Genomic DNA, 17,473 nt, shown 5'->3' with positions numbered 1-17,473 from the left:
GCGATCTGTTCCGCAGCGCCGTCGACGGCCTTGGCGCGGCCAATGTTTTCGCGGGTGGCGACATAGATCATCTCTTTCGTGATGATGCCGGCCTTGGCGAATTCGTATTGCGTGACCTTGTGGCCCGGCAGGCCGCGCAGCGGCTTGTGCGTGACCGGGAATTCGCGGGCAAGGTATTTGCCTTGTGCGCCGCCATTGTCTTCGGGCTTCACATGGCGCCCGTCATATTCCTCGACGCCGCCGCGCTCCAGCACCCAGGCGCGCCGGTCGCGGGCGAGGCCCTTTTCCACGTCGATGGTGACCGACGGATCGGTATAGGGGCCGGACGTGTCATAGACGGGCACGGCGGGCTCATTGGCGCTGGGGTGGAGGTCGATCTCGCGATGCGGCACGGCAATGTCCGGCGCGTCGGCGGGGTGGGAATAGACCTTGCGGCTGGCGGGCAGGGCGCCGGTGGTGACTTTTGGGGTCTCGAACTGGCTTTGGTCTGTGGGCTTGTTCATGGGGCTATTCCTTAGATGGCCGGTGTGGCGGACATGAATGTCTTGTTGAAGTCGGCGGCTGTGGCGGGCAGCTGGATGAAGCCTTTCCGGGTCCACTCCTGCACAAGATCCGCAGAAGCCGCATAGGCGTTGGCGAACAGGCAGGGATCGTCGGAGGTATAAGCCCAATCGGCGAAAGCTGCCTGACGATGGGACTGGATGGCAATACTGCTGTTGACGGCGCGTGTATCGCAAATGTGGATCGTGCGTTTCACTGCAGCGTTTTGATTCAGCTCGAACCACCGCTCTTCCGGCATTGCGGAGGCGGAGTCCTGATACTGAAGTCGTATATATTCCACGCGCTCACTCCCGTCCCTTGCGCCGGTATTAGCCGGATCAGGTTCAAAGGGTGCTGGAGCGGTGTTCTTTCGAACGGTCAGCGCGGGCGGAAAACCGGTTCCCACTTTTCCTCGCTGACCTCAGCTCCATCTCAGCGCTTACCAGACGCGCCCCTCGGATGGCCGGGAGAATAGGCGCGTTGTGGGAGGAAGGAAAGGGGGTAGCTGGCGAGAAAAGATAGGTGATTACCTAAGTGTCTTGACAGGCGTCAGTCCATCGCAATAGATAGGTGGATGCCTAACTATTCTTCTTCCGATCCAGCCGCTCTCGACCGGGCTTTCCACGCCCTCGGCGATGCGACCCGGCGCGGCGTGATCGCGCAGCTGAGCCTCGGCGAGGCGAGCATTGCCGAGCTGGCGGAGCCCTATGACATGGCGCTGCCGAGCTTCCTGCAGCATGTCCGCGTGCTGGAAAAAGCCGGGCTCGTATCCAGCCGCAAGGAAGGCCGGGTCCGGCACTGCCGACTGGAAGCGGCGCGGCTGGCAGAGTTGAAATCCTGGATCACGCAATATCAGCAGGCCTGGGCGGCGCGCCTCGACCGGCTGGATGCTTTCCTGAACGCAGACGACCCCGAAAAGGACACCTGACATGACTCATCATACCGTACAGCATGGCACCGCCACAATGGAGAAGGGGCTTTCGGCCTCGCCGGCCCGCGTCTTTGCGGCCTGGGCCGATCCGGAGCAGCGCAAGGTCTGGGGCTCGCCCTCTGACGAGATCGATATGCGCATCGATGCGGCCGACTTTTCCGTGGGCGGAGAAGATGTCACGACCTGTCTGGCGGGCGGCGAGGCCGTGGCCGTGGTGCGCGGCCGCTATCATGACATCGTGCCGGACAAGCGCATCGTCTATACCGAGATCATCGCCTCCATGGAGGCAACCGAAGGGGCCTGCCTCGTCTCGGCGGAATTCCTGCCGGAAGGGGAAGGCACGCGTATGGTCATGACGCTGCAGACCGTGGCACTGGACGGATCGGCCCTGCTGGAGGAGGCGCAGGCGGGCTGGGGCAGCGCGCTGATCCGGCTGGAGGAATTGTTGCAGGCAGGCTGATCCGGGTTGGGGCTGTACTCAGTTGCAGAAATAGCAGCTGATTAATCCCAGACGGCATTTTGTTAACCTTATGGCGACTCCGAATCGCGATGATGGGCGCAAACCCCGACCCCGGAGATGTGCTTCATGGCCTTTACTGCAACATTCGGCGGCGCCGAAGAGACCAAGGCAAAACCGAAATACAAGACCTTCAAGGTGGACCTCTGGGCGACCGATCTGAACCCGACCGAAATCGGGATCATGAAACAGACCCAGCATGAGGCCGCGTCTGACCAGTTCACCAAGGACATGGAGATCTTTGGCCAGATCAAGGATGGTCGCGAGCGGACGGGCATTCTCGCCTATCGCAAGGAAATGTGGAAAACCGGGGAAGGCATGAAGCGCCGGCTGGTGCTGAAATTGTTTTCCGAAGGCATGCACTGGCGCGGGACGGCAGAATTGTTGATGGGCCGGTCATTGCAACTGAGCATTGGGGCGAAGGGCACACCGGTGCCGTCCTATTCAGTCAATATCAGCCGTCATGACCAGATTATCCAGTTGGAACGGTCGGCGCAGAAGTGGCCGCTTTTCCCGGAGAAATTTTCCTTTTTTATCGACACGACGAAAGGCCCGCGCTTCTATCGCCTGCGCCGCAACGTCATAGGCATCGGTGCAGACTATAGTCTGTATGATGATCGGGGTCGCAAGATCGGCAAGCTGGATCATCGGATCATCAATCTGGGCGGATCATGGATCGTTAAAGTGGATGCGGCGGAAAGCTATGCCAAGCTGGAGGCCGTGTTGCAGATGTTCTGTGCCCTGCTGAAATTCAACGGCGCCGCCCGTCGGCATGTGGCGAAAGAAGTCGAACAGCTGCATCTTGGGCGGGCCGTGCGCCAACTCGACACGCAGGAGCGCAATCTCTACCTGAACCCGCGCCGTCGGCGCTGATTGGTCAGGCTGCAGGCCGCTTCAGTTCGATCCACAATTGCTCCGACTGAGCCAGCAGCTGGCCGTCGCGCGTGAACAGTGCGGTGGCAGCGCCATGCTTGCGACCGTCATCATAGAGAGACCAGCCGGCAACAATCAGATCGTCGCCGGGGGCGGGGCGTGCATGCACCTGCGCGGTGATGCGGGCCAGCACCATCGGATTGTCCTGAAAGCCAATCGCAAAGGCGCCCGGACAGTCGAGCGCGGCCCATAGTATTTCCGGGCGCACCAGGCCGTCTTCGCCTGCAAGGCTTTCATCCGGTGTCCAGACATCTGTCACCCCGTCATAGCCATTCGGCTTGCCGGTGAAGAGGCAGAGGCCATCGTCGGTGCGCTCTGGTCCACAGACATAGCAGCGGGGAAACGCGTGGGTCTCGACAGGGGGGAAGCTGTCCGGGCCTGTCTGTGCTGTCTCGAAACTTGGCGCAGCGGGAGGAGGGGCAAGCCGCGCGGCAGGTTGCGCGGTCATGACCAACTGGTCCCCATGCCGGACTTCGTATCCGTCACCTGTTGGGACAACCTCCATCGCGATGTCGAGCGGCGGTGGCGCGCGCAGGGAAACTTCTGCCGGACCATCAATCTGGCTTGCGGCGAGACCTGCCGAGATGCCTCCATTGGCCGAGCCCGGGGGGCCGTTGAACATGGCGGGCACGAGGATGGTGATCGGTGTGGACATGGGCAACTCCTGTCCTGCGCGCATGCCGATAGCGGCGAGTGAGGTCAATGCGACATGCAGGCAGGATGCGCGCTAATCGAGCAGACCGAGTTCGCGTTGCTTTTTCTTGCTGAGGGCAGTGGCGATCAGGCAAAAGGATTCTGCGACATAGTCCTTGAGGTCGTCATCCGACAGGGTTTCGTCCGAGAAACGCTGGATCCATTTCATGCCACGTGAAGCAAGGTAAGGCGCGCCCTGGCAGCCGGGCTGGTCTTTCAGGATATGAAAGCTGATCGGGCGGACCTTGAACGTGCACGCGGCGAGCTGGTCGCCGTCCGGTGTTCCCATGGCGAAGACCTTGCCGCCAATCTTCCAGACATGGGAGCCACCCCATTGGACCACATGCGTTGTCTGGCCGAGGCCTGCGCAATAGGAATTGTAATCTTCCAGTGTCACCGCGCGAGCGCCTGCTGCGTGCCGCTGTCCCAGCCCACGAGGATTTCCGCACCGGTATCGATGACCGGACGTTTGATCAGCGTGGGATTCGCCTTCAGCAGGCCCGCGGCGCCTTCGCCCAGCGCGCCTGACTTCTCAGCCTCTGACAAGGTGCGCCATGTGGTCGAACGGCGATTGACGAGTCTTTCCGCGCCGACGGCCTTCAGCCAGGCTGGCAAGAGCCGGTCAAGGTCGGCGTCTTCGCGAATGTCGACAAAAGCGGTCTCCCGGTCCGAGGCATCAAGTTCTTTCAGGGCTTTCTTGCAGGAATCGCAATTCTTCAATCCGTACAGCGTAACCGGGCCAGCCGACATGGGGGTCTCCTCTAAGTGTGGTGCCTCAAAGGGCTAGAACGCACCGATGGCAAACACAACCAGGCCAAGCGCGAGCGCAACAATGCCAAATCCGCGCAAATGATCATCATCCGGCATCATCCAGTGTGCCAATGCCCAGAGTGGTTTCGGCCATGCCACCAGGAGGAGACCTTCGACGAGCGCCCCTGCGATGATCAGGGTTGCGATGCCATCGGTTGCGGTGGAGAAACTGTTCTGGACTGACAAGGTTCCCCCCGCCGCAAAGATCATGACCGCGCCGCACAGAAAGCCGATCGCCGGGCTGTCTTCCAATTCGTCGATCAGGCGGGCCATGCGGTCAGGGTTGGCCAACAGGCCGGCTCCACACGCCATGAAGTAGAGGCCGAAGACGAGCAGGATTGTATGGGCGAGCATGACAGGCTCCTCTGGATACGCTGATCAGCATATCATGCCGGGCGGGGTTGGTCAGTCCGTATCGGAGGGGCGGACCACGCCGACAATCGGGCCCATATCGAGACCGGTCTCGTTGCGGCCGATCTCCGGCGCGTAGAGCTTTGAGACATATCCATCCAGAAAGAGGGCGTTGGGCGTGTTCAGCTTGTCGCGAAACAGGCTGGCAAAACTGTGGAAGTTCACGGGCACATCACTGATGGCGAAATAGAGCGTTGCGCCATCAGCGGTGACGCCCACGCCATTGCGACGTTTCCGGCTGGGGCCGTCCGCGTTGAATCTCGGATGCAATGCACCGTCGATCACCAGCATGGGGCCGGACTGTGTCGCAAAGCGCGCGTCCGGTGCCTCGGCCTCAAAGGCGAGACTTTCTGTGACATGGGGGGTGCCGTCTTGATCCACCCAGAATACCCCGTTGGGAAGCAGGCCGAAATTGCCCGGCCCCTCACGCGTCACGAGCGAGGCGACTTTTTCGCCCTGCTCGACATAAAGCCCGACCGGGCGGCGGTCCTGATGATACATGCCGGCGTTCATGGCAAACTCAAGCGTCTGGCCGTGATCGGCGAGATGGGCGGCCAGCCGGTCGAACTGACCGAAGGGCGCGCCATCGGGGTGAGTGAGCCAGAGGTTTACCGATGTGGGCGCCTCAAAGGAGCACACCGTATAAGGTTGGCCGAGATGCTTTACCGGGGCACATGGCGACGGGGTTTCCGCCTGAGCGCAAGCTTGCATCAGAACCGTGCAGACGAGAATGGCAAACCAGAGACGCATGCCGACAAATTAGCGGCTGGCTGGATCAAGCGCCATGCACAAATTCCACGAGACTGGGGATCGGTAGATTTTCGATATATCGAACCTTGAAATTTAGATATATCGAAATTATCTGAGGTTTAGATATATCGAAAGGAGCTCAAATGACGTATCGAAATAGAAACATGAAACATCGTCGTGGCGCAGGTTGCGGCACACGAGAAAATGGACCCATGCATGGAGGTCGACGCGGTATGAGACATGGTAGAGCGGATGGTCATCGCGGCGGACGCCGTCGGCCCCTGAATCATGGCGATCTGCGCCTGTTGATCCTCGAGCTTGTCTCGGAGGAAGCCCGCCACGGCTATGACTTGATCCGTGAGATCGAGAGCCGGACGGGCGGGGCATATGTCCCCAGTCCCGGCGTGATCTATCCTGCGCTGGAGGCCCTCCTGGACCTCGGCCTGGTCGAGGCGGAAATGGATGGTCAGCGCCGGACGTTTCGCCTGACGAAAGACGGCAGCAAAGAGCGCGAAGATTCAGCCGCGACAATCGAGGCGATCGAGGCCCGTCTCGCCGACCTTCAGGAGAGCGATCGACCTGAAGATCCGCAGGATGTGCGCGGGGCCATGCATCGACTACGCCACGCCGTGCGAGATGCGGCCCGGTCGGCGTCGAATGATGGCGAGACGCGCAAGGCGATCGCGGATATCCTGACGGATGCCCAAGAGCGGATCGCCGCGCTGAAAGGCGCCTAGCCGGTTTGACCGGATTCACAGCGGAGAAGGGGAGGCGATGCCTCTCCTTTTCTATTCGGCAGCGGCTTCCAGCGCTTCGCGGCGCTTTTCAGCGGCGGACTTCTTGACGCTCTCGGAGCGCAATTGTCCGCAGGCGGCGAGAATGTCGCGTCCGCGCGGTGTGCGGATCGGGGACGCATAGCCCGCCTGATTCAGCACTTCGGCGAATTCCTCGATTGTGTCCCAGTCGGAGCATTCATAAGGGCTGCCCGGCCATGGGTTGAACGGTATGAGGTTGATCTTTGCCGGCACACCTCTCAGAAGGCGGACGAGGTCGCGCGCTTCAGCAAGGCTGTCATTGACGCCCTTCAGCATGACATATTCAAACGTCACCCGGCGGGAATTGCCCAGGCCGGGATAGGCGCGGATCGCCTCGAACAGTTCCTTCAGATTGTACTTGCGATTAATCGGAACAATCTCATTGCGCAGGTCATCATTCGTCGCGTGCAGCGAGATGGCGAGCATGGCATTTGTGCGTTCGCCGAGCTCTACGATCTTCGGCGCGACACCCGCCGTGGATACGGTGATGCGGCGCCGGCCAATTGCTATGCCATCGCCGTCACTGATCGTGTCGATCGCTTCGGCGACATTGTCCAGATTGTAGAGCGGTTCGCCCATGCCCATGAAAACTATATTCGTCAGGCGTCGGTCTTCTTCGTCACTCGGCCAGCCATCCAGCGCATCCCGCGCGATCAATACCTGTGAGACGATTTCCTGTGCGGTCAGATTGCGGACGAGCTTTTGTGTGCCGGTATGGCAGAAGGTGCAGTTCAGAGTGCAGCCGACCTGGCTGGACACGCAGAGAGCACCTGCCTTGCCGACATCGGGAATATAGACGCTCTCACCTTCGATGCCGGGGCCGAAGCGGGCCAGCCATTTCTGCGTGCCATCGCGAGAGACCTGGTGATCTGCGATCTCGGGTCGGGTGAGGATGAATTTCTCGCCCAGCTCCGCGCGCAGGTCCTTGGCGACATCGGTCATGCCGTCAAATTCCTGAACACCGAAATGGTGCATCCAGCGGCGCAACTGTTTTGCGCGCATGCCAGCTTTCTTCGGCTCCAGGCCGAGCGCTTCCATCTCTGCTTTCAGAGCAGGAAGGGACAGGCCCGCCAATGAGCGGGGGGCAGGGGATGCAGCGTCGCCGCGCCGGGTGAGGTCAAGTTCGATTTTCATGATGCGGCGCCTATAACACGCTGAAGCGGTTGAAGGAATTGCTGGCTGCAGGCCTCACATTACGGGGAGTTAATGAGGATCGCCATTGTTTTGTCATCGATGGAACGGAAAGACTGACCCACGCGTTAATAAGCGTGCCCAATTCCGGGCTGTCCTTTCCAAAGGAGCTGATGACATGAAACGCCTTTCCTATGCGCTGCTTGCGCTTCCCCTGATTGCCCTTCCAGCCTGTGAAACCGGGCCGAGTCAACGGGTTCTGACCGGCGCTGGCGTCGGGGCCATTCTTGGCGCTGGTGCAGGTACGCTTGCAGGTGGCGACGATGGCCGCAACGCTGCAATTGGCGCAGCCGTGGGCGCAATTGCTGGCGCCGCAGCCGGTGACTATATGGACAAACAGGAGCGCCGCCTGCGCGAGCAAACCGCTGGCACGGGCATTGGTGTTGAGCGCCAGGGCGATCAGATCGCGTTGACCATGCCGTCCAACATCACTTTCTCCGTGAACAGTGCCACGATCCAGCCGAACTTCTATAGCGCGCTGAACGATGTCAGCCTGACGCTGGTCGACTATCCATCGACCGCCGTGGATATCATTGGTCATGCCAGCTCTGACGGCCCGGACGACTACAATATGGACCTGTCCCGTCGCCGTGCAGAATCGGTCCGTTCCTATCTCGTGAACCAGGGTGTCACGCCTGTTCGCCTTGCGGCTGTTGGTATGGGTGAGACCCAGCCAATCGCGGACAATGCGACTGCTGAGGGCCGCGCCGCCAACCGCCGCGTGGAAATCATCCTGACGCCGATCACGCAGGAAAGCTACTAAGCTGAAATTGCAGACCTCATCGCCTCGATGGGGTCTGCATACCGTTTTTCCATGGCGGCGAGCAATTGCGCGTTTGCCGTGGAAGGATGGCCCGAATTGGCAGGCGGTGCAGGATCATATTCCACTGCCAGCTGAATTCCTTCGGCCACGTTCTGGCCCGAAATTTCCATGACAATCTGAAGCGCGAAATCGATGCCGGCGGTAACGCCCCCACCGGTATAGGTGGTGCCGTCCCGAACGCAGCGCGCTTCGGTGGGCACAGCGCCGACCAGCGGCAACAGATGGTGATAGGCCCAATGGGTGGTCGCCTTTTTGCCGTTTAGCAGGCCTGCTGCACCGAGTATGAAAGCGCCCGTGCAGACGGACGTCACATAGGTTGCTGCTGCGCCGGCCTTGCGAACGAAATCCATCGTTTCCCCGTCAGCGAGCGCATCGACCACACCAAACCCGCCCGGCACGAGGATCATGTCGAGATCGGGCGCATCTGCGAATGTGCCGGTCGGCACGAGGCCTAGGCCGCAATCGCTCGGCACAGGATCAGGGGATTTTGCGAGAATATGGGTTTCCGCGCCGGGCATACGGTGGAGTATCTGGAGAGGGCCGGTGAAATCGAGTTGAGTCACATTCGGGAAAAGGACAAAGCCGATATTCATGATGCACTCCGATTCCAGCCCCAGATTGCCGGTGCGGTATTGATAGCAGTCGCCACACGTCGTAGCGAGTCCGGCGGCATGGTGCCGGTCGATATTTGCACGACTTTCCTGATCGCAGCACCTATACAAGCGTTCAACACCGAACGCGAAGAGGATCGGAACATGCAGGACTCCGTTCCGACCCATAATCCGCGAGGCCGTTTCGGTCAGTCAGCGCCTTATCGGGGCCTCTTCTCCGAAGGCATTCGCGGGCTCTCCTGGATGTTTCTGAAAGCGACGGGCTGGCATGTCGCCACAGACTGGCCGGACGTCTCCAAATCCGTGATCATAGCCGCGCCTCACACCTCCAATTATGACGGGTTGGTCATGCTCGCCATTGCGGGCTGGTACCGACAAAAGCTCAGTTGGATGGGCAAGGCTTCCCTCGTGCAAGGGCCGTTTGGCGGCTTGCTCCGGCGAGCAGGCTGCGTGCCGGTTGAGCGGTCAAAATCGAAGGATGTCGTGTCGCTGATGAAGGAGGCGTTCGACGCGGCGGATACGCTCCACCTCGCGATCGCGCCTGAAGGGACGCGCAATGCCAATCCGGTCTGGAAAACTGGGTTCTGGCATATCGCCCAATCCGCCAATGTGCCCTTGTTCAGCGCCGTGCTTGATTTTGGAACCAGGGAAATGCGGCTGGAGGGACCGATCATGCCTGGCGGGGATTTCGAGACCGATATGGACGTGATCATTTCGCACTATCGCGATGCGAAAGGCCGCCATCCTGAGCGCTTCTGTCTACCGGGTCAGGCGTCTTAGCGGCAGATTGCGGAGGCCTTGTCGATGGCCGCTGCCGAGCCGCTCAGCGAGAAATGATAGGCCACTTGCGTGTTGCGCTGGGAAACGGCTTCAATCCGGAGTTCTGATCCCTTGCGAAGGGCCGAAACAATCCGGGAATCGTCGGAATCATCTGCGAACGCTTCACGCCCGACGCCAAACATGGCCCAGGACGACCGTCCGACGCTGGCCTTCGGCGCCAGGTCTTCCCGCAAGTCAAAGCCGACTTTCAAGCTCGGTTGGTTGCGCGCGCGGCCGGATTTCCAATTGGTGACATAGAACCACACATCGCCATGATCGGCCGCGCGGGGGGCCTTGTCGGTGGCCTGTGTGGCCGCGTAGCAGATGGTTTCTCCATTCGCGGTGTCGGTAAAGACCGACCAATCCTTGTATCGACCGATCGCTGAAGGGCTGGCAGAGGCCATGGGCACGGCAAGCGCAGCCACAAGGGTCAGCACGGTCAGAGTTTTCCGGCTCAATCTCAGTGTTTGCATATTCTATACATTCCCATTTGCGCGGAGCATTCCCAGCATCATAAAGACAACAGGGTTAAGGCTAAACTACGGCATGTCAGCTGCCTCTGCAGATCACGCCAGCTTGTTCGTTCAGGCGGTTGCGTTCCATGTGAGCCGCCACGATAGTGTCTGGAACATGTAAACTGAGAGTTCTTGTGTGAACGACACTGTAACAACGACGATTTCCCCGGATGTGCGACAGCGTCATGCAGACTGCATGGCCCTGATTGCCTCCGATAAGTGTCGGGCCTCTTTTTCGGAACTGTTCGACTTCTACGCCCCGCGGGTGAAGAGTTACATGTTGCGGTTGGGCGCAAGCGCGCTGGAGGCCGAGGATCTGGCGCAAGACGTCATGGTGACGGTCTGGCGCAAGGCGGGCATGTACGACCGCAAGCAGGCGTCGGTCTCGACCTGGATTTTCCGCGTCGCACGCAATCGGCGCATCGACAAATTCCGCCGGACCAGTCGGCCCGACCTCGATGCGGATGAACCCATGCTTCGGCCACCGGATATAGAGCAGCCGGATGCGGCGCTGGATCGGGTTCAGATCGAGGAGGCGGTTCGGGCCGAGTTGGTGAAGCTGCCCCCCGAACAGCTCGAATTGCTGCAGGCCGCCTTCTATGAGGGCTTGTCGCATTCCGAAATCGCCACAAAATTCAACCTGCCCCTGGGAACGGTGAAGTCACGAATCCGGCTGGCTTTCGGCCGCCTGCGTGGCCAATTGGAACCGGAGGGCGGAGATGCCGACACGTAGTGAATGGAACATGACATGATGCAGCAGCCAGCTACTTCATCCTATAGCGAGCTCTATTCGGCCTATGCGGCGGGTCAGCTTGATCCGGCATTTGCGTTGCTACTCGAGACCCAGAGCATGTTACGGCGTGATGTGCGTGGCGCGCTTGCCGCAAGTGAAGCGGTGTCCGGTTTCATGCTGGAAACAGCAGAGCCCGTTCAGATGTCAGCCGGAGCAGGGGCTCGCGCACTTGAGCTGATTGATGCGCTCGAAAGCGGAGATAGCGTGACCGCTACGGATTTCACTGGAGACGCCGAATTGGCGTGCCTGCCCATGCCCTTGCGCGACAAGGCGTTGGAGGCATTTGATGCTGCCGGATGGCAGGCGAACGCGCCGGGCATCCGACGCATGAAACTCGATGTTGGCAGCGACCTCGAGATCGAGCTTTACCGTATACAGTCCAATGCCAAAGTGCCCCGGCATTCGCACGGCGGTACGGAGTTCACGCTCGTGGTGGCAGGCGGATTTTCGGATGAGACCGGCAGTTACGGTCCCGGCGACTTGGCGGTCAAGGGGCCGGACGACACGCACCAGCCCGTCGGTGATCCGGGCGAAGTTTGTTTCGCCCTTGCAGTGCGGGATGCGGGACTACAGTTCACGGGGATCATGGGTGTGATCCAGCGTGTGCTGGGGCGCTGACTATTTGCGGTCGCGACCGGGAACATATGTTCCGCTGAGGCCATCTCCGCCAGTGCCGCCAGGCATGATCGGGCGCGGAGCATAGCCGCCCATTGATAGATGTCGATCATACATGACGAGCGCGCCAGCAAGGCTGACATTGATACAAAATTTGGTCGGAATTTTCACGACATGATCGCAGCGCGCGAGGATGTCGGGTGACAAGTCCCCTTTTTCAGGGCCCAGCATATAGGCCGCCTGCGGAGGATGCCGGAAGGTGGGCAGCATTACAGCATCATCCGTCAGCTCGATGCCGACCATCTGACACCCGCGGGGCAACTGCATTTCGTCAACATTGTCCCACTGATAGTAAGGCACTTGTCCGGCTGTTTTTGACGTGTCGGCCTGGTAGGCTGCCCGCAGGCGATGCTCGGCATTGATGGAAAACACAAAGCTTGCCCCGAAGGCATTCGCTGTACGCATCAGCGCGCCAAGATTCATGGGTTTCGAGATACGTTCAGAGCCGATCGCAAAATAGCCGCGCATATCAGAAAGCCTCCAGTCCAAACCTGAGGATCACGAGCAGGCCGATAATCACAGGCAGTGTGTAAACCGAAACGCGCCGCGCAAGGCGCAGGTGTCCGAGCTGGTTCGGATAGGTTTGGTTGAGATGAGTTGCGATATCCGTATGCGAGACACGCCGTCCGGCATCAGCGACGCCTTCGCGGTACTCAATGTCTGAGGGGAGTCCGCCAAATTTTTCCGTCAGAGCACGGCGCAACGCTACCGAAATCATCCAACGCATCTGCAGGGCGAGCATCAGGGCGAACACGGCCAAACCCAACACTATGAAAAGAAGAATATTCATCAGCCGAACGTGCCCACTTCAAATCGTCCATTTGAATCCGCCATGGCGCGTTTCAGGCCAGACGAATTCCAGAGCGCGGATATGTCTCCTTCGGCGGATACGGCGATCATGCCGCCTTGTCCTCCCAGCATGCGCACATCATCCAATGCGCCTTGGACGGCGGCTTCCAGTCCGGCTCCGGCATAGCGGATGCGCGCCGAGACGTCTGCGGCTGCAGCTGCGCGAATGAAATATTCACCCAGTCCGGTGCACGACACGGCGCAACGTTCATCTGCCCATGTGCCCGCGCCGGGCAGGGGAGTATCGCCCAGCCGGCCGGGCGTTTTACCACGAATGCCGGCCGTAGAGGTTGCAGCTGACAGGTCACCATAAATGTCGAGCGCAACTGCCCCCACGGTTCCGGTTGAGTTGATCATGTCCTGTGTCGTCAGTTCATCGACGGGGTCATAGTAAGCGTCCGGATCGTCGATCATGACCAGGCCCGATTTGGCCAGCAGTTTTCGGGCGCCGTCTGCAATCAGCAAAACATTGGGGGTCTGTTCCATGACCGCGCGCGCGCAGGAGACCGGATTGCGGTATCCCTGCAGAGCGCCGACCGCTCCGGCTGTGCGGTTGCGACCGTCCATAATGGCGGCGTCCAGCTCATACGCGCCGTCGAGGTTTGGTGCAGCGCCCTTTCCGGCAAGATACAGGCCGGACTCTTCAAGCCCCTGAACCATCACTTCGACCACATCCAGAGCGGCTTCGCCGTCCCGCAAGCGTTCGGCACCATTCTTCAGCAGGGTCGCCAAATGGGCTTCCTGCAGGGAATAGTCATTCCCCGGGATCGGCCCGGCGCCACCATGCAGGGCCAGGGCCCATTTCTTTGCCATTTGACTGCTACCTCTCCGCTACGTCAGGCTTGGACTTTTATCGGGCACACCGCTACCGTCTGACAGCAGAAACAACAAGATGGGAAGGAAGTCGCAGCCATGAAAGCAGTGCTCTCCAAAGAAGTAGGCGGACCGGACAGTCTGGTCATTGAAGATGCCCCGATGCCGGAATGCGGCAAAGGTCAGGTGCTGATAGAAGTAAAGGCGTGCGGAGTGAATTTCCCGGATTCGCTGATCATTCAGGACATGTACCAGTTCAAGCCACCGCGCCCATTCTCGCCGGGTGGCGAGATCGCCGGGTTCGTCAAGGAGGTGGGCGAAGGCGTTTCCCATGTGAAAGTGGGTGACCGCGTTCTGGCCTCGATCGGGAATGGCGGTATGGCGGAATATGCCGTCGCGGCCCAGCATGCCGTAATGCCAATCCCGGAAGGCATGCCGTTTGAAGAAGCGGCCGCGTTCCTGATGACGTATGGCACCAGCTATTATGCTCTCAAGGACCGCGCTGACCCGAAGCCGGGTGAAAAACTGCTCGTTCTGGGTGCGGCTGGCGGCGTTGGCATTGCAGCCGTTGAGCTTGGCAAGGCGATGGGCCTTGAAGTGATCGCGGCCTGCTCGACACAGGAAAAGGTGGATTTCTGCCTCTCAAAAGGCGCCGACAAAGGCCTCGTCTATGCGCGTGAGCTTGATCGGGACGGTCAGAAAGCGTTCTCCAACGACATCAAGGAAGTGTCCGGCGGCGGTGTGGACATTATTTATGACGGTGTCGGCGGCAATTATGCCGAGCCCTCGGTGCGGGCCATGAACTGGGAAGGGCGTTTTCTCGTGATCGGCTTTCCTGCCGGTATCCCAAAGCTGCCGCTCAACCTGACCCTGCTGAAAAGTTGCGACGTTCGCGGCGTGTTCTGGGGCGCAGCGGTGGCGCGTGACCCGAAGGCTCACCAGCAGAATGTCGCTGAACTGTTCAAGCTGTATGGTGAAGGCAAGATCCGTCCGCACATCTCGAATACATATCCGCTGGAAAAGTCAGCCGATGCCATTCAGGAGCTGATGGACCGGAAAGCGCAGGGCAAGGTGGTGGTCGTGATCTGATTCCAACTGTCATTCGCCGTGCGAATGACAGTTAACGCCTGAACCAAAGCCTGTGTCGCGCATAGTTCTGTCATGTCAGATAAAAGCCAAACACAGGCAAACGCACCTCCTGCGAATGGACGTGACGATCCGCGCATGCGGATGTTGCGGCGTGGGAGAATTGTCGTAAACCACCGCCACAGTTCGTTCGATGTGGGGATCCGAGACCTGTCATCGACAGGAGCCAAACTCAAATTGACCGAAATCTGGGCGGTGCCGGAGACGTTTGAACTCCAGATACTGAAGCCTGACGGCTCAATGGAGCTGGTTGTGCCATGCGAGAAGCGTTGGCAGAGCGGTATTCTGGTCGGAGCAAAGTTCGTGCGCCCGCCACGCCCTTAGCCTTTTGGGAACCGGGACGAAAAAACCCGCCGGAACGATCCGGCGGGTTTTTCTTTTAGGTGTAGTCAGCCGCCTTAGGCAGACTTCTGGTCGCCATCGACTTCCTCGAAGTCGGCATCCACCACATCGTCGCCGTCGGCTGCCGCATCGGCGGCTGCGTCCGCAGTGGCCGCCTCATCCTGCTGGCTGGCATAGATTGCCTCGCCGAGCTTCATGGCGGCCGTCATCAGGGCCTGATGCTTGGCCTGGATGTCAGCGATGTTGTCGCCCTCACGGGCCTCTTTCAGCTCGTCGGACGCCGTCTTGATCTCGGCTTTCACCTCGTCAGACACCTTGTCGCCATGCTCCTCGACCTGCTTTTCGGTCTGGTGCACCAGCGCTTCGGCCTGGTTCTTGGCTTCGACGAGTTCGCGGCGTGCCTTGTCCTCGCCCGCATTGGCTTCGGCGTCGGCCATCATGTTCTTGATGTCCTCGTCCGTCAGGCCACCGTCCGCCTGGATGGTGATCTGCTGCTCTTTGCCCGTGGCCTTGTCCTTGGCGGACACGGACACGATGCCGTTGGCGTCGATGTCAAAGGTCACTTCGATCTGAGGCAAGCCGCGCGGTGCTGGCGGGATGCCTTCGAGATTGAACTGGCCGAGCATCTTGTTGTCGACGGCCATTTCGCGCTCGCCCTGGAAGACCTTGATCGTCACGGCAGGCTGATTGTCGTCAGCCGTCGAGAACACCTGGGACTTCTTGGTCGGGATCGTCGTGTTGCGGTCGATCAGGCGTGTGAACACGCCGCCCAGTGTTTCAATACCGAGCGAGAGCGGGGTCACGTCAAGCAGGACCACGTCTTTCACGTCGCCTTGCAGCACGCCGCCCTGGATCGCTGCGCCGATGGCAACGACTTCATCCGGGTTCACACCCTTGTGCGGTTCGCGGCCGAAGAATTTCTTCACGGCTTCCTGAACCGCCGGCATACGGGTCATGCCGCCCACGAGAACGACTTCGTCGATGTCGGAAGGAGACTTGCCAGCATCTGCGAGCGCTTTCTTGCACGGTTCGATGGTGCGCTTGACGAGGTCTTCGACAAGGCTTTCGAACTTGGCGCGCGTCAGCTTGATATTGAGGTGCTTGGGGCCGGTCGCATCTGCCGTGATGAAGGGAAGGTTCACTTCATACTGGCTGGCAGACGACAGTTCCTTCTTGGCCTTCTCGGCTTCTTCCTTGAGGCGCTGGAGCGCAAGCTTGTCGGCTTTCAGGTCGATGCCCTGATCCTTCTTGAACTCTTCTGCGAGGAAGTCGACGATCCGGAGGTCGAAGTCTTCACCGCCGAGGAACGTGTCACCATTGGTGGACAGCACTTCGAACACACCGTCGCCGATTTCGAGCAGGGAGACGTCGAACGTACCACCGCCAAGGTCGTAGACTGCGATCGTCTTGGACTGTTCGTCCTTGTCGAGGCCGTAGGCGAGGGCCGCAGCGGTTGGCTCGTTGATGATCCGCAGGACTTCAAGACCCGCGATCTTGCCGGCGTCTTTGGTTGCCTGGCGTTGCGCATCATTGAAGTAGGCAGGCACGGTGATGACCGCCTGGGTCACTTCGCTGCCGAGATAGGCTTCAGCCGTTTCCTTCATCTTGGTCAGGATGAAAGCAGACACTTCCTGTGGTGCGTAATCCTTGTCGCGACCTTTGACCCAGGCGTCGCCTGCCGGGCCTTTGACGATTTCGAACGGGGAAATTTCCTTGTCCTTCTGCGCGGTCGGGTCGTCGAACTGGCGACCGATCAGACGCTTGATGGCGTAGAAGGTGAAATCCGGGTTGGTGACAGCCTGGCGCCGGGCCGGCATGCCGATCAGGCGTTCGCCGCCTTCAGTGAAGGCCACAACGGACGGGGTTGTGCGCTGGCCTTCTGCGTTTTCAATGACCTTTGCCTGTCCGCCTTCCATGACGGCGACGCAGGAGTTGGTGGTTCCAAGGTCAATACCAATGATTTTGCTCATGTTGCATCTCTCTTTTTATCAAGCCGCCACGGGCCGTGTTCTGTTGCGGTCTGCTCAGCAGCCCCGGACAGCCAGTGGCTCTTTCCAAGGGTTCAAATGAGGCGGCGGAAACGGTTTTGATCCGTGCGCCGGTTCGTCTTGCGATATGGGAAGGGTTTAGCGCGTCTCAAGGGGGGAACAATACGTAGCTGTACAGGATTTTGGTGCATTGCTGCTATAGGTCGGCCCTATAGCAACCCCAACAGCAATTTATTTGATAATGGTTCTCAGTCTCACTATGTCAGTTGGTGTGAAAGGAAATATCATGCCGCGCCAACTCATCAAGACACTCACATACAGCCTAATGCACTTTACGGTCGCTATTGCCGTGGCGTTTGCCCTGACGCGTAACTGGCATGCGGCGCTGGCCATCGGAATGATTGAACCGGCCGTGCAGACCCTCGCTTACACGTTTCATGAGCGCCTGTGGGAGCGCCTGCCCGGCCGTGGGCGCACCGCGCCCGAGCCGCTGGGCTGAATTATCCCG

Annotated in this window: 24 protein-coding genes, 1 pseudogene and 1 riboswitch; of the genes and pseudogenes, 11 read left to right on the top strand and 14 right to left on the bottom strand. The window is 59.8% G+C overall.

From position 1 onward, the window contains the following. Both B2344_RS02735 and B2344_RS02730 read right to left on the bottom strand, forming a co-directional pair. Positions 1-503, bottom strand: a pseudogene (locus B2344_RS02735) (phosphomethylpyrimidine synthase); the annotation flags it as partial. An 11-nt stretch (positions 504-514) separates the two neighbouring features. Further along, positions 515-841: a hypothetical protein gene (locus B2344_RS02730; RefSeq protein ID WP_290484610.1), complete on the bottom strand. Its 327-nt coding sequence runs from the start codon at positions 839-841 to the stop codon at positions 515-517. After that, a riboswitch (TPP riboswitch) is annotated at positions 838-1,006 on the bottom strand. (Overlaps the previous gene by 4 nt.) Positions 1,007-1,114: 108 nt before the next feature. On the opposite strand from B2344_RS02730, the gene B2344_RS02725 reads away from it, so the two are divergent. The 3 genes from B2344_RS02725 (at position 1,115) to B2344_RS02715 (ending at position 2,861) form a co-directional block, all read left to right on the top strand. After that, positions 1,115-1,468, top strand: a complete 354-nt coding sequence (locus B2344_RS02725; protein ID WP_206991977.1) for an ArsR/SmtB family transcription factor — start codon at positions 1,115-1,117, stop codon at positions 1,466-1,468. A 1-nt stretch (position 1,469) separates the two neighbouring features. Beyond that, complete coding sequence (locus tag B2344_RS02720) at positions 1,470-1,931, top strand: SRPBCC domain-containing protein (RefSeq protein WP_206991978.1); 462 nt, start codon at positions 1,470-1,472, stop codon at positions 1,929-1,931. 126 nt (positions 1,932-2,057) lie between these two features. Next, the gene (locus B2344_RS02715; RefSeq protein WP_206991979.1) at positions 2,058-2,861 is read left to right on the top strand and encodes a hypothetical protein; all 804 of its coding nucleotides are present in this window, start codon (positions 2,058-2,060) and stop codon (positions 2,859-2,861) included. Positions 2,862-2,865: 4 nt separating this feature from the next. Here B2344_RS02715 and B2344_RS02710 read toward each other — a convergent pair whose 3' ends face one another. The 5 genes from B2344_RS02710 to B2344_RS02690 all read right to left on the bottom strand — a co-directional run bounded on the left by B2344_RS02710 (position 2,866) and on the right by B2344_RS02690 (position 5,585). Beyond that, positions 2,866-3,576 (bottom strand): hypothetical protein, encoded by a 711-nt coding sequence (locus B2344_RS02710; protein ID WP_290481449.1) that lies wholly within the window; start codon positions 3,574-3,576, stop codon positions 2,866-2,868. 72 nt (positions 3,577-3,648) lie between these two features. After that, complete coding sequence (locus tag B2344_RS02705) at positions 3,649-4,011, bottom strand: MmcQ/YjbR family DNA-binding protein (protein ID WP_290483205.1); 363 nt, start codon at positions 4,009-4,011, stop codon at positions 3,649-3,651. Further along, complete coding sequence (locus tag B2344_RS02700; protein WP_206991982.1) at positions 4,008-4,364, bottom strand: ArsC/Spx/MgsR family protein; 357 nt, start codon at positions 4,362-4,364, stop codon at positions 4,008-4,010. Before B2344_RS02700 ends, B2344_RS02705 begins: the two co-directional genes overlap by 4 nt. A 33-nt stretch (positions 4,365-4,397) precedes the next feature. Continuing rightward, entirely contained in the window at positions 4,398-4,778 is a 381-nt protein-coding gene (locus B2344_RS02695; protein WP_290480578.1) for a hypothetical protein, read from the bottom strand. Between the two features lie 51 nt (positions 4,779-4,829). Next, positions 4,830-5,585, bottom strand: a complete 756-nt coding sequence (locus B2344_RS02690) for a phosphodiester glycosidase family protein (RefSeq protein ID WP_206991984.1) — start codon at positions 5,583-5,585, stop codon at positions 4,830-4,832. A 233-nt stretch (positions 5,586-5,818) separates the two neighbouring features. Between B2344_RS02690 and B2344_RS02685 the strand changes: the two genes are divergently transcribed. After that, entirely contained in the window at positions 5,819-6,322 is a 504-nt protein-coding gene (locus B2344_RS02685) for a PadR family transcriptional regulator (protein ID WP_290484609.1), read from the top strand. A gap of 51 nt (positions 6,323-6,373) precedes the next feature. Here B2344_RS02685 and rlmN read toward each other — a convergent pair whose 3' ends face one another. Then, positions 6,374-7,534 (bottom strand): 23S rRNA (adenine(2503)-C(2))-methyltransferase RlmN, encoded by a 1,161-nt coding sequence (gene rlmN / locus B2344_RS02680; RefSeq protein WP_206991986.1) that lies wholly within the window; start codon positions 7,532-7,534, stop codon positions 6,374-6,376. A gap of 175 nt (positions 7,535-7,709) precedes the next feature. Here rlmN and B2344_RS02675 point away from each other — a divergent pair, with 175 nt between their 5' ends. Next, positions 7,710-8,354 (top strand): OmpA family protein, encoded by a 645-nt coding sequence (locus B2344_RS02675; RefSeq protein WP_034816901.1) that lies wholly within the window; start codon positions 7,710-7,712, stop codon positions 8,352-8,354. Here the strand turns inward: B2344_RS02675 and B2344_RS02670 are convergent. Continuing rightward, positions 8,351-9,007, bottom strand: coding sequence for a DJ-1/PfpI family protein (locus tag B2344_RS02670; RefSeq protein WP_290483207.1), 657 nt, complete (start codon positions 9,005-9,007; stop codon positions 8,351-8,353). The genes B2344_RS02675 and B2344_RS02670 overlap by 4 nt on opposite strands. Here B2344_RS02670 and B2344_RS02665 point away from each other — a divergent pair. Further along, the gene (locus B2344_RS02665) at positions 8,912-9,805 is read left to right on the top strand and encodes a 1-acyl-sn-glycerol-3-phosphate acyltransferase (protein ID WP_290484608.1); all 894 of its coding nucleotides are present in this window, start codon (positions 8,912-8,914) and stop codon (positions 9,803-9,805) included. The genes B2344_RS02670 and B2344_RS02665 overlap by 96 nt on opposite strands. Here B2344_RS02665 and B2344_RS02660 read toward each other — a convergent pair. After that, positions 9,802-10,302, bottom strand: a complete 501-nt coding sequence (locus B2344_RS02660) for an invasion associated locus B family protein (RefSeq protein ID WP_242517449.1) — start codon at positions 10,300-10,302, stop codon at positions 9,802-9,804. The two genes, B2344_RS02665 and B2344_RS02660, sit on opposite strands and share 4 nt — an antisense overlap. Before the next feature lie 193 nt (positions 10,303-10,495). Here B2344_RS02660 and B2344_RS02655 point away from each other — a divergent pair, with 193 nt between their 5' ends. Continuing rightward, on the top strand, positions 10,496-11,092 hold the full coding sequence (locus tag B2344_RS02655) for a sigma-70 family RNA polymerase sigma factor (RefSeq protein ID WP_290483209.1): 597 nt from the start codon (positions 10,496-10,498) through the stop codon (positions 11,090-11,092). 3 nt (positions 11,093-11,095) lie between these two features. Then, the gene (locus tag B2344_RS02650; RefSeq protein WP_290484607.1) at positions 11,096-11,770 is read left to right on the top strand and encodes a cupin domain-containing protein; all 675 of its coding nucleotides are present in this window, start codon (positions 11,096-11,098) and stop codon (positions 11,768-11,770) included. Here the strand turns inward: B2344_RS02650 and B2344_RS02645 are convergent, their stop codons facing one another. Genes B2344_RS02645 through B2344_RS02635 form a run of 3 tightly spaced genes read right to left on the bottom strand, consistent with a single transcriptional unit; the run spans position 11,771 to position 13,489 of the window. Then, a complete protein-coding gene (locus tag B2344_RS02645) occupies positions 11,771-12,295 on the bottom strand; it encodes an RNA methyltransferase (RefSeq protein WP_034816907.1) in 525 nt (174 codons plus the stop codon). A gap of 1 nt (position 12,296) precedes the next feature. Further along, the gene (locus tag B2344_RS02640; protein ID WP_206991992.1) at positions 12,297-12,617 is read right to left on the bottom strand and encodes a hypothetical protein; all 321 of its coding nucleotides are present in this window, start codon (positions 12,615-12,617) and stop codon (positions 12,297-12,299) included. After that, entirely contained in the window at positions 12,617-13,489 is an 873-nt protein-coding gene (locus B2344_RS02635) for an isoaspartyl peptidase/L-asparaginase family protein (protein ID WP_206991993.1), read from the bottom strand. Before B2344_RS02635 ends, B2344_RS02640 begins: the two co-directional genes overlap by 1 nt. 99 nt (positions 13,490-13,588) lie before the next feature. Here B2344_RS02635 and B2344_RS02630 point away from each other — a divergent pair, with 99 nt between their 5' ends. Together B2344_RS02630 and B2344_RS02625 are read left to right on the top strand one after the other, a co-directional pair. After that, positions 13,589-14,578 carry an NADPH:quinone oxidoreductase family protein gene (locus tag B2344_RS02630; RefSeq protein WP_290483211.1) on the top strand — a complete coding sequence of 330 codons (990 nt, stop codon included), beginning with the start codon at positions 13,589-13,591 and terminating at the stop codon, positions 14,576-14,578. 72 nt (positions 14,579-14,650) lie between these two features. After that, positions 14,651-14,959 (top strand): PilZ domain-containing protein, encoded by a 309-nt coding sequence (locus tag B2344_RS02625; protein ID WP_206991995.1) that lies wholly within the window; start codon positions 14,651-14,653, stop codon positions 14,957-14,959. 74 nt (positions 14,960-15,033) lie between these two features. On the opposite strand, the gene dnaK is transcribed toward B2344_RS02625, so the two are convergent. After that, positions 15,034-16,947 (bottom strand): molecular chaperone DnaK, encoded by a 1,914-nt coding sequence (gene dnaK, locus B2344_RS02620; protein ID WP_034816917.1) that lies wholly within the window; start codon positions 16,945-16,947, stop codon positions 15,034-15,036. 304 nt (positions 16,948-17,251) lie between these two features. On the opposite strand from dnaK, the gene B2344_RS02615 reads away from it, so the two are divergent. Continuing rightward, entirely contained in the window at positions 17,252-17,464 is a 213-nt protein-coding gene (locus B2344_RS02615; protein WP_051608005.1) for a DUF2061 domain-containing protein, read from the top strand. Positions 17,465-17,473: the final 9 nt, after the last annotated feature.

The organism is Hyphomonas sp. UBA3195, from assembly GCF_002366485.1.
GTDB lineage: Bacteria > Pseudomonadota > Alphaproteobacteria > Caulobacterales > Hyphomonadaceae > Hyphomonas.
Note: the sequence above shows the minus strand (reverse complement) of the source record. Positions and strands in the feature narration are given on the sequence as shown.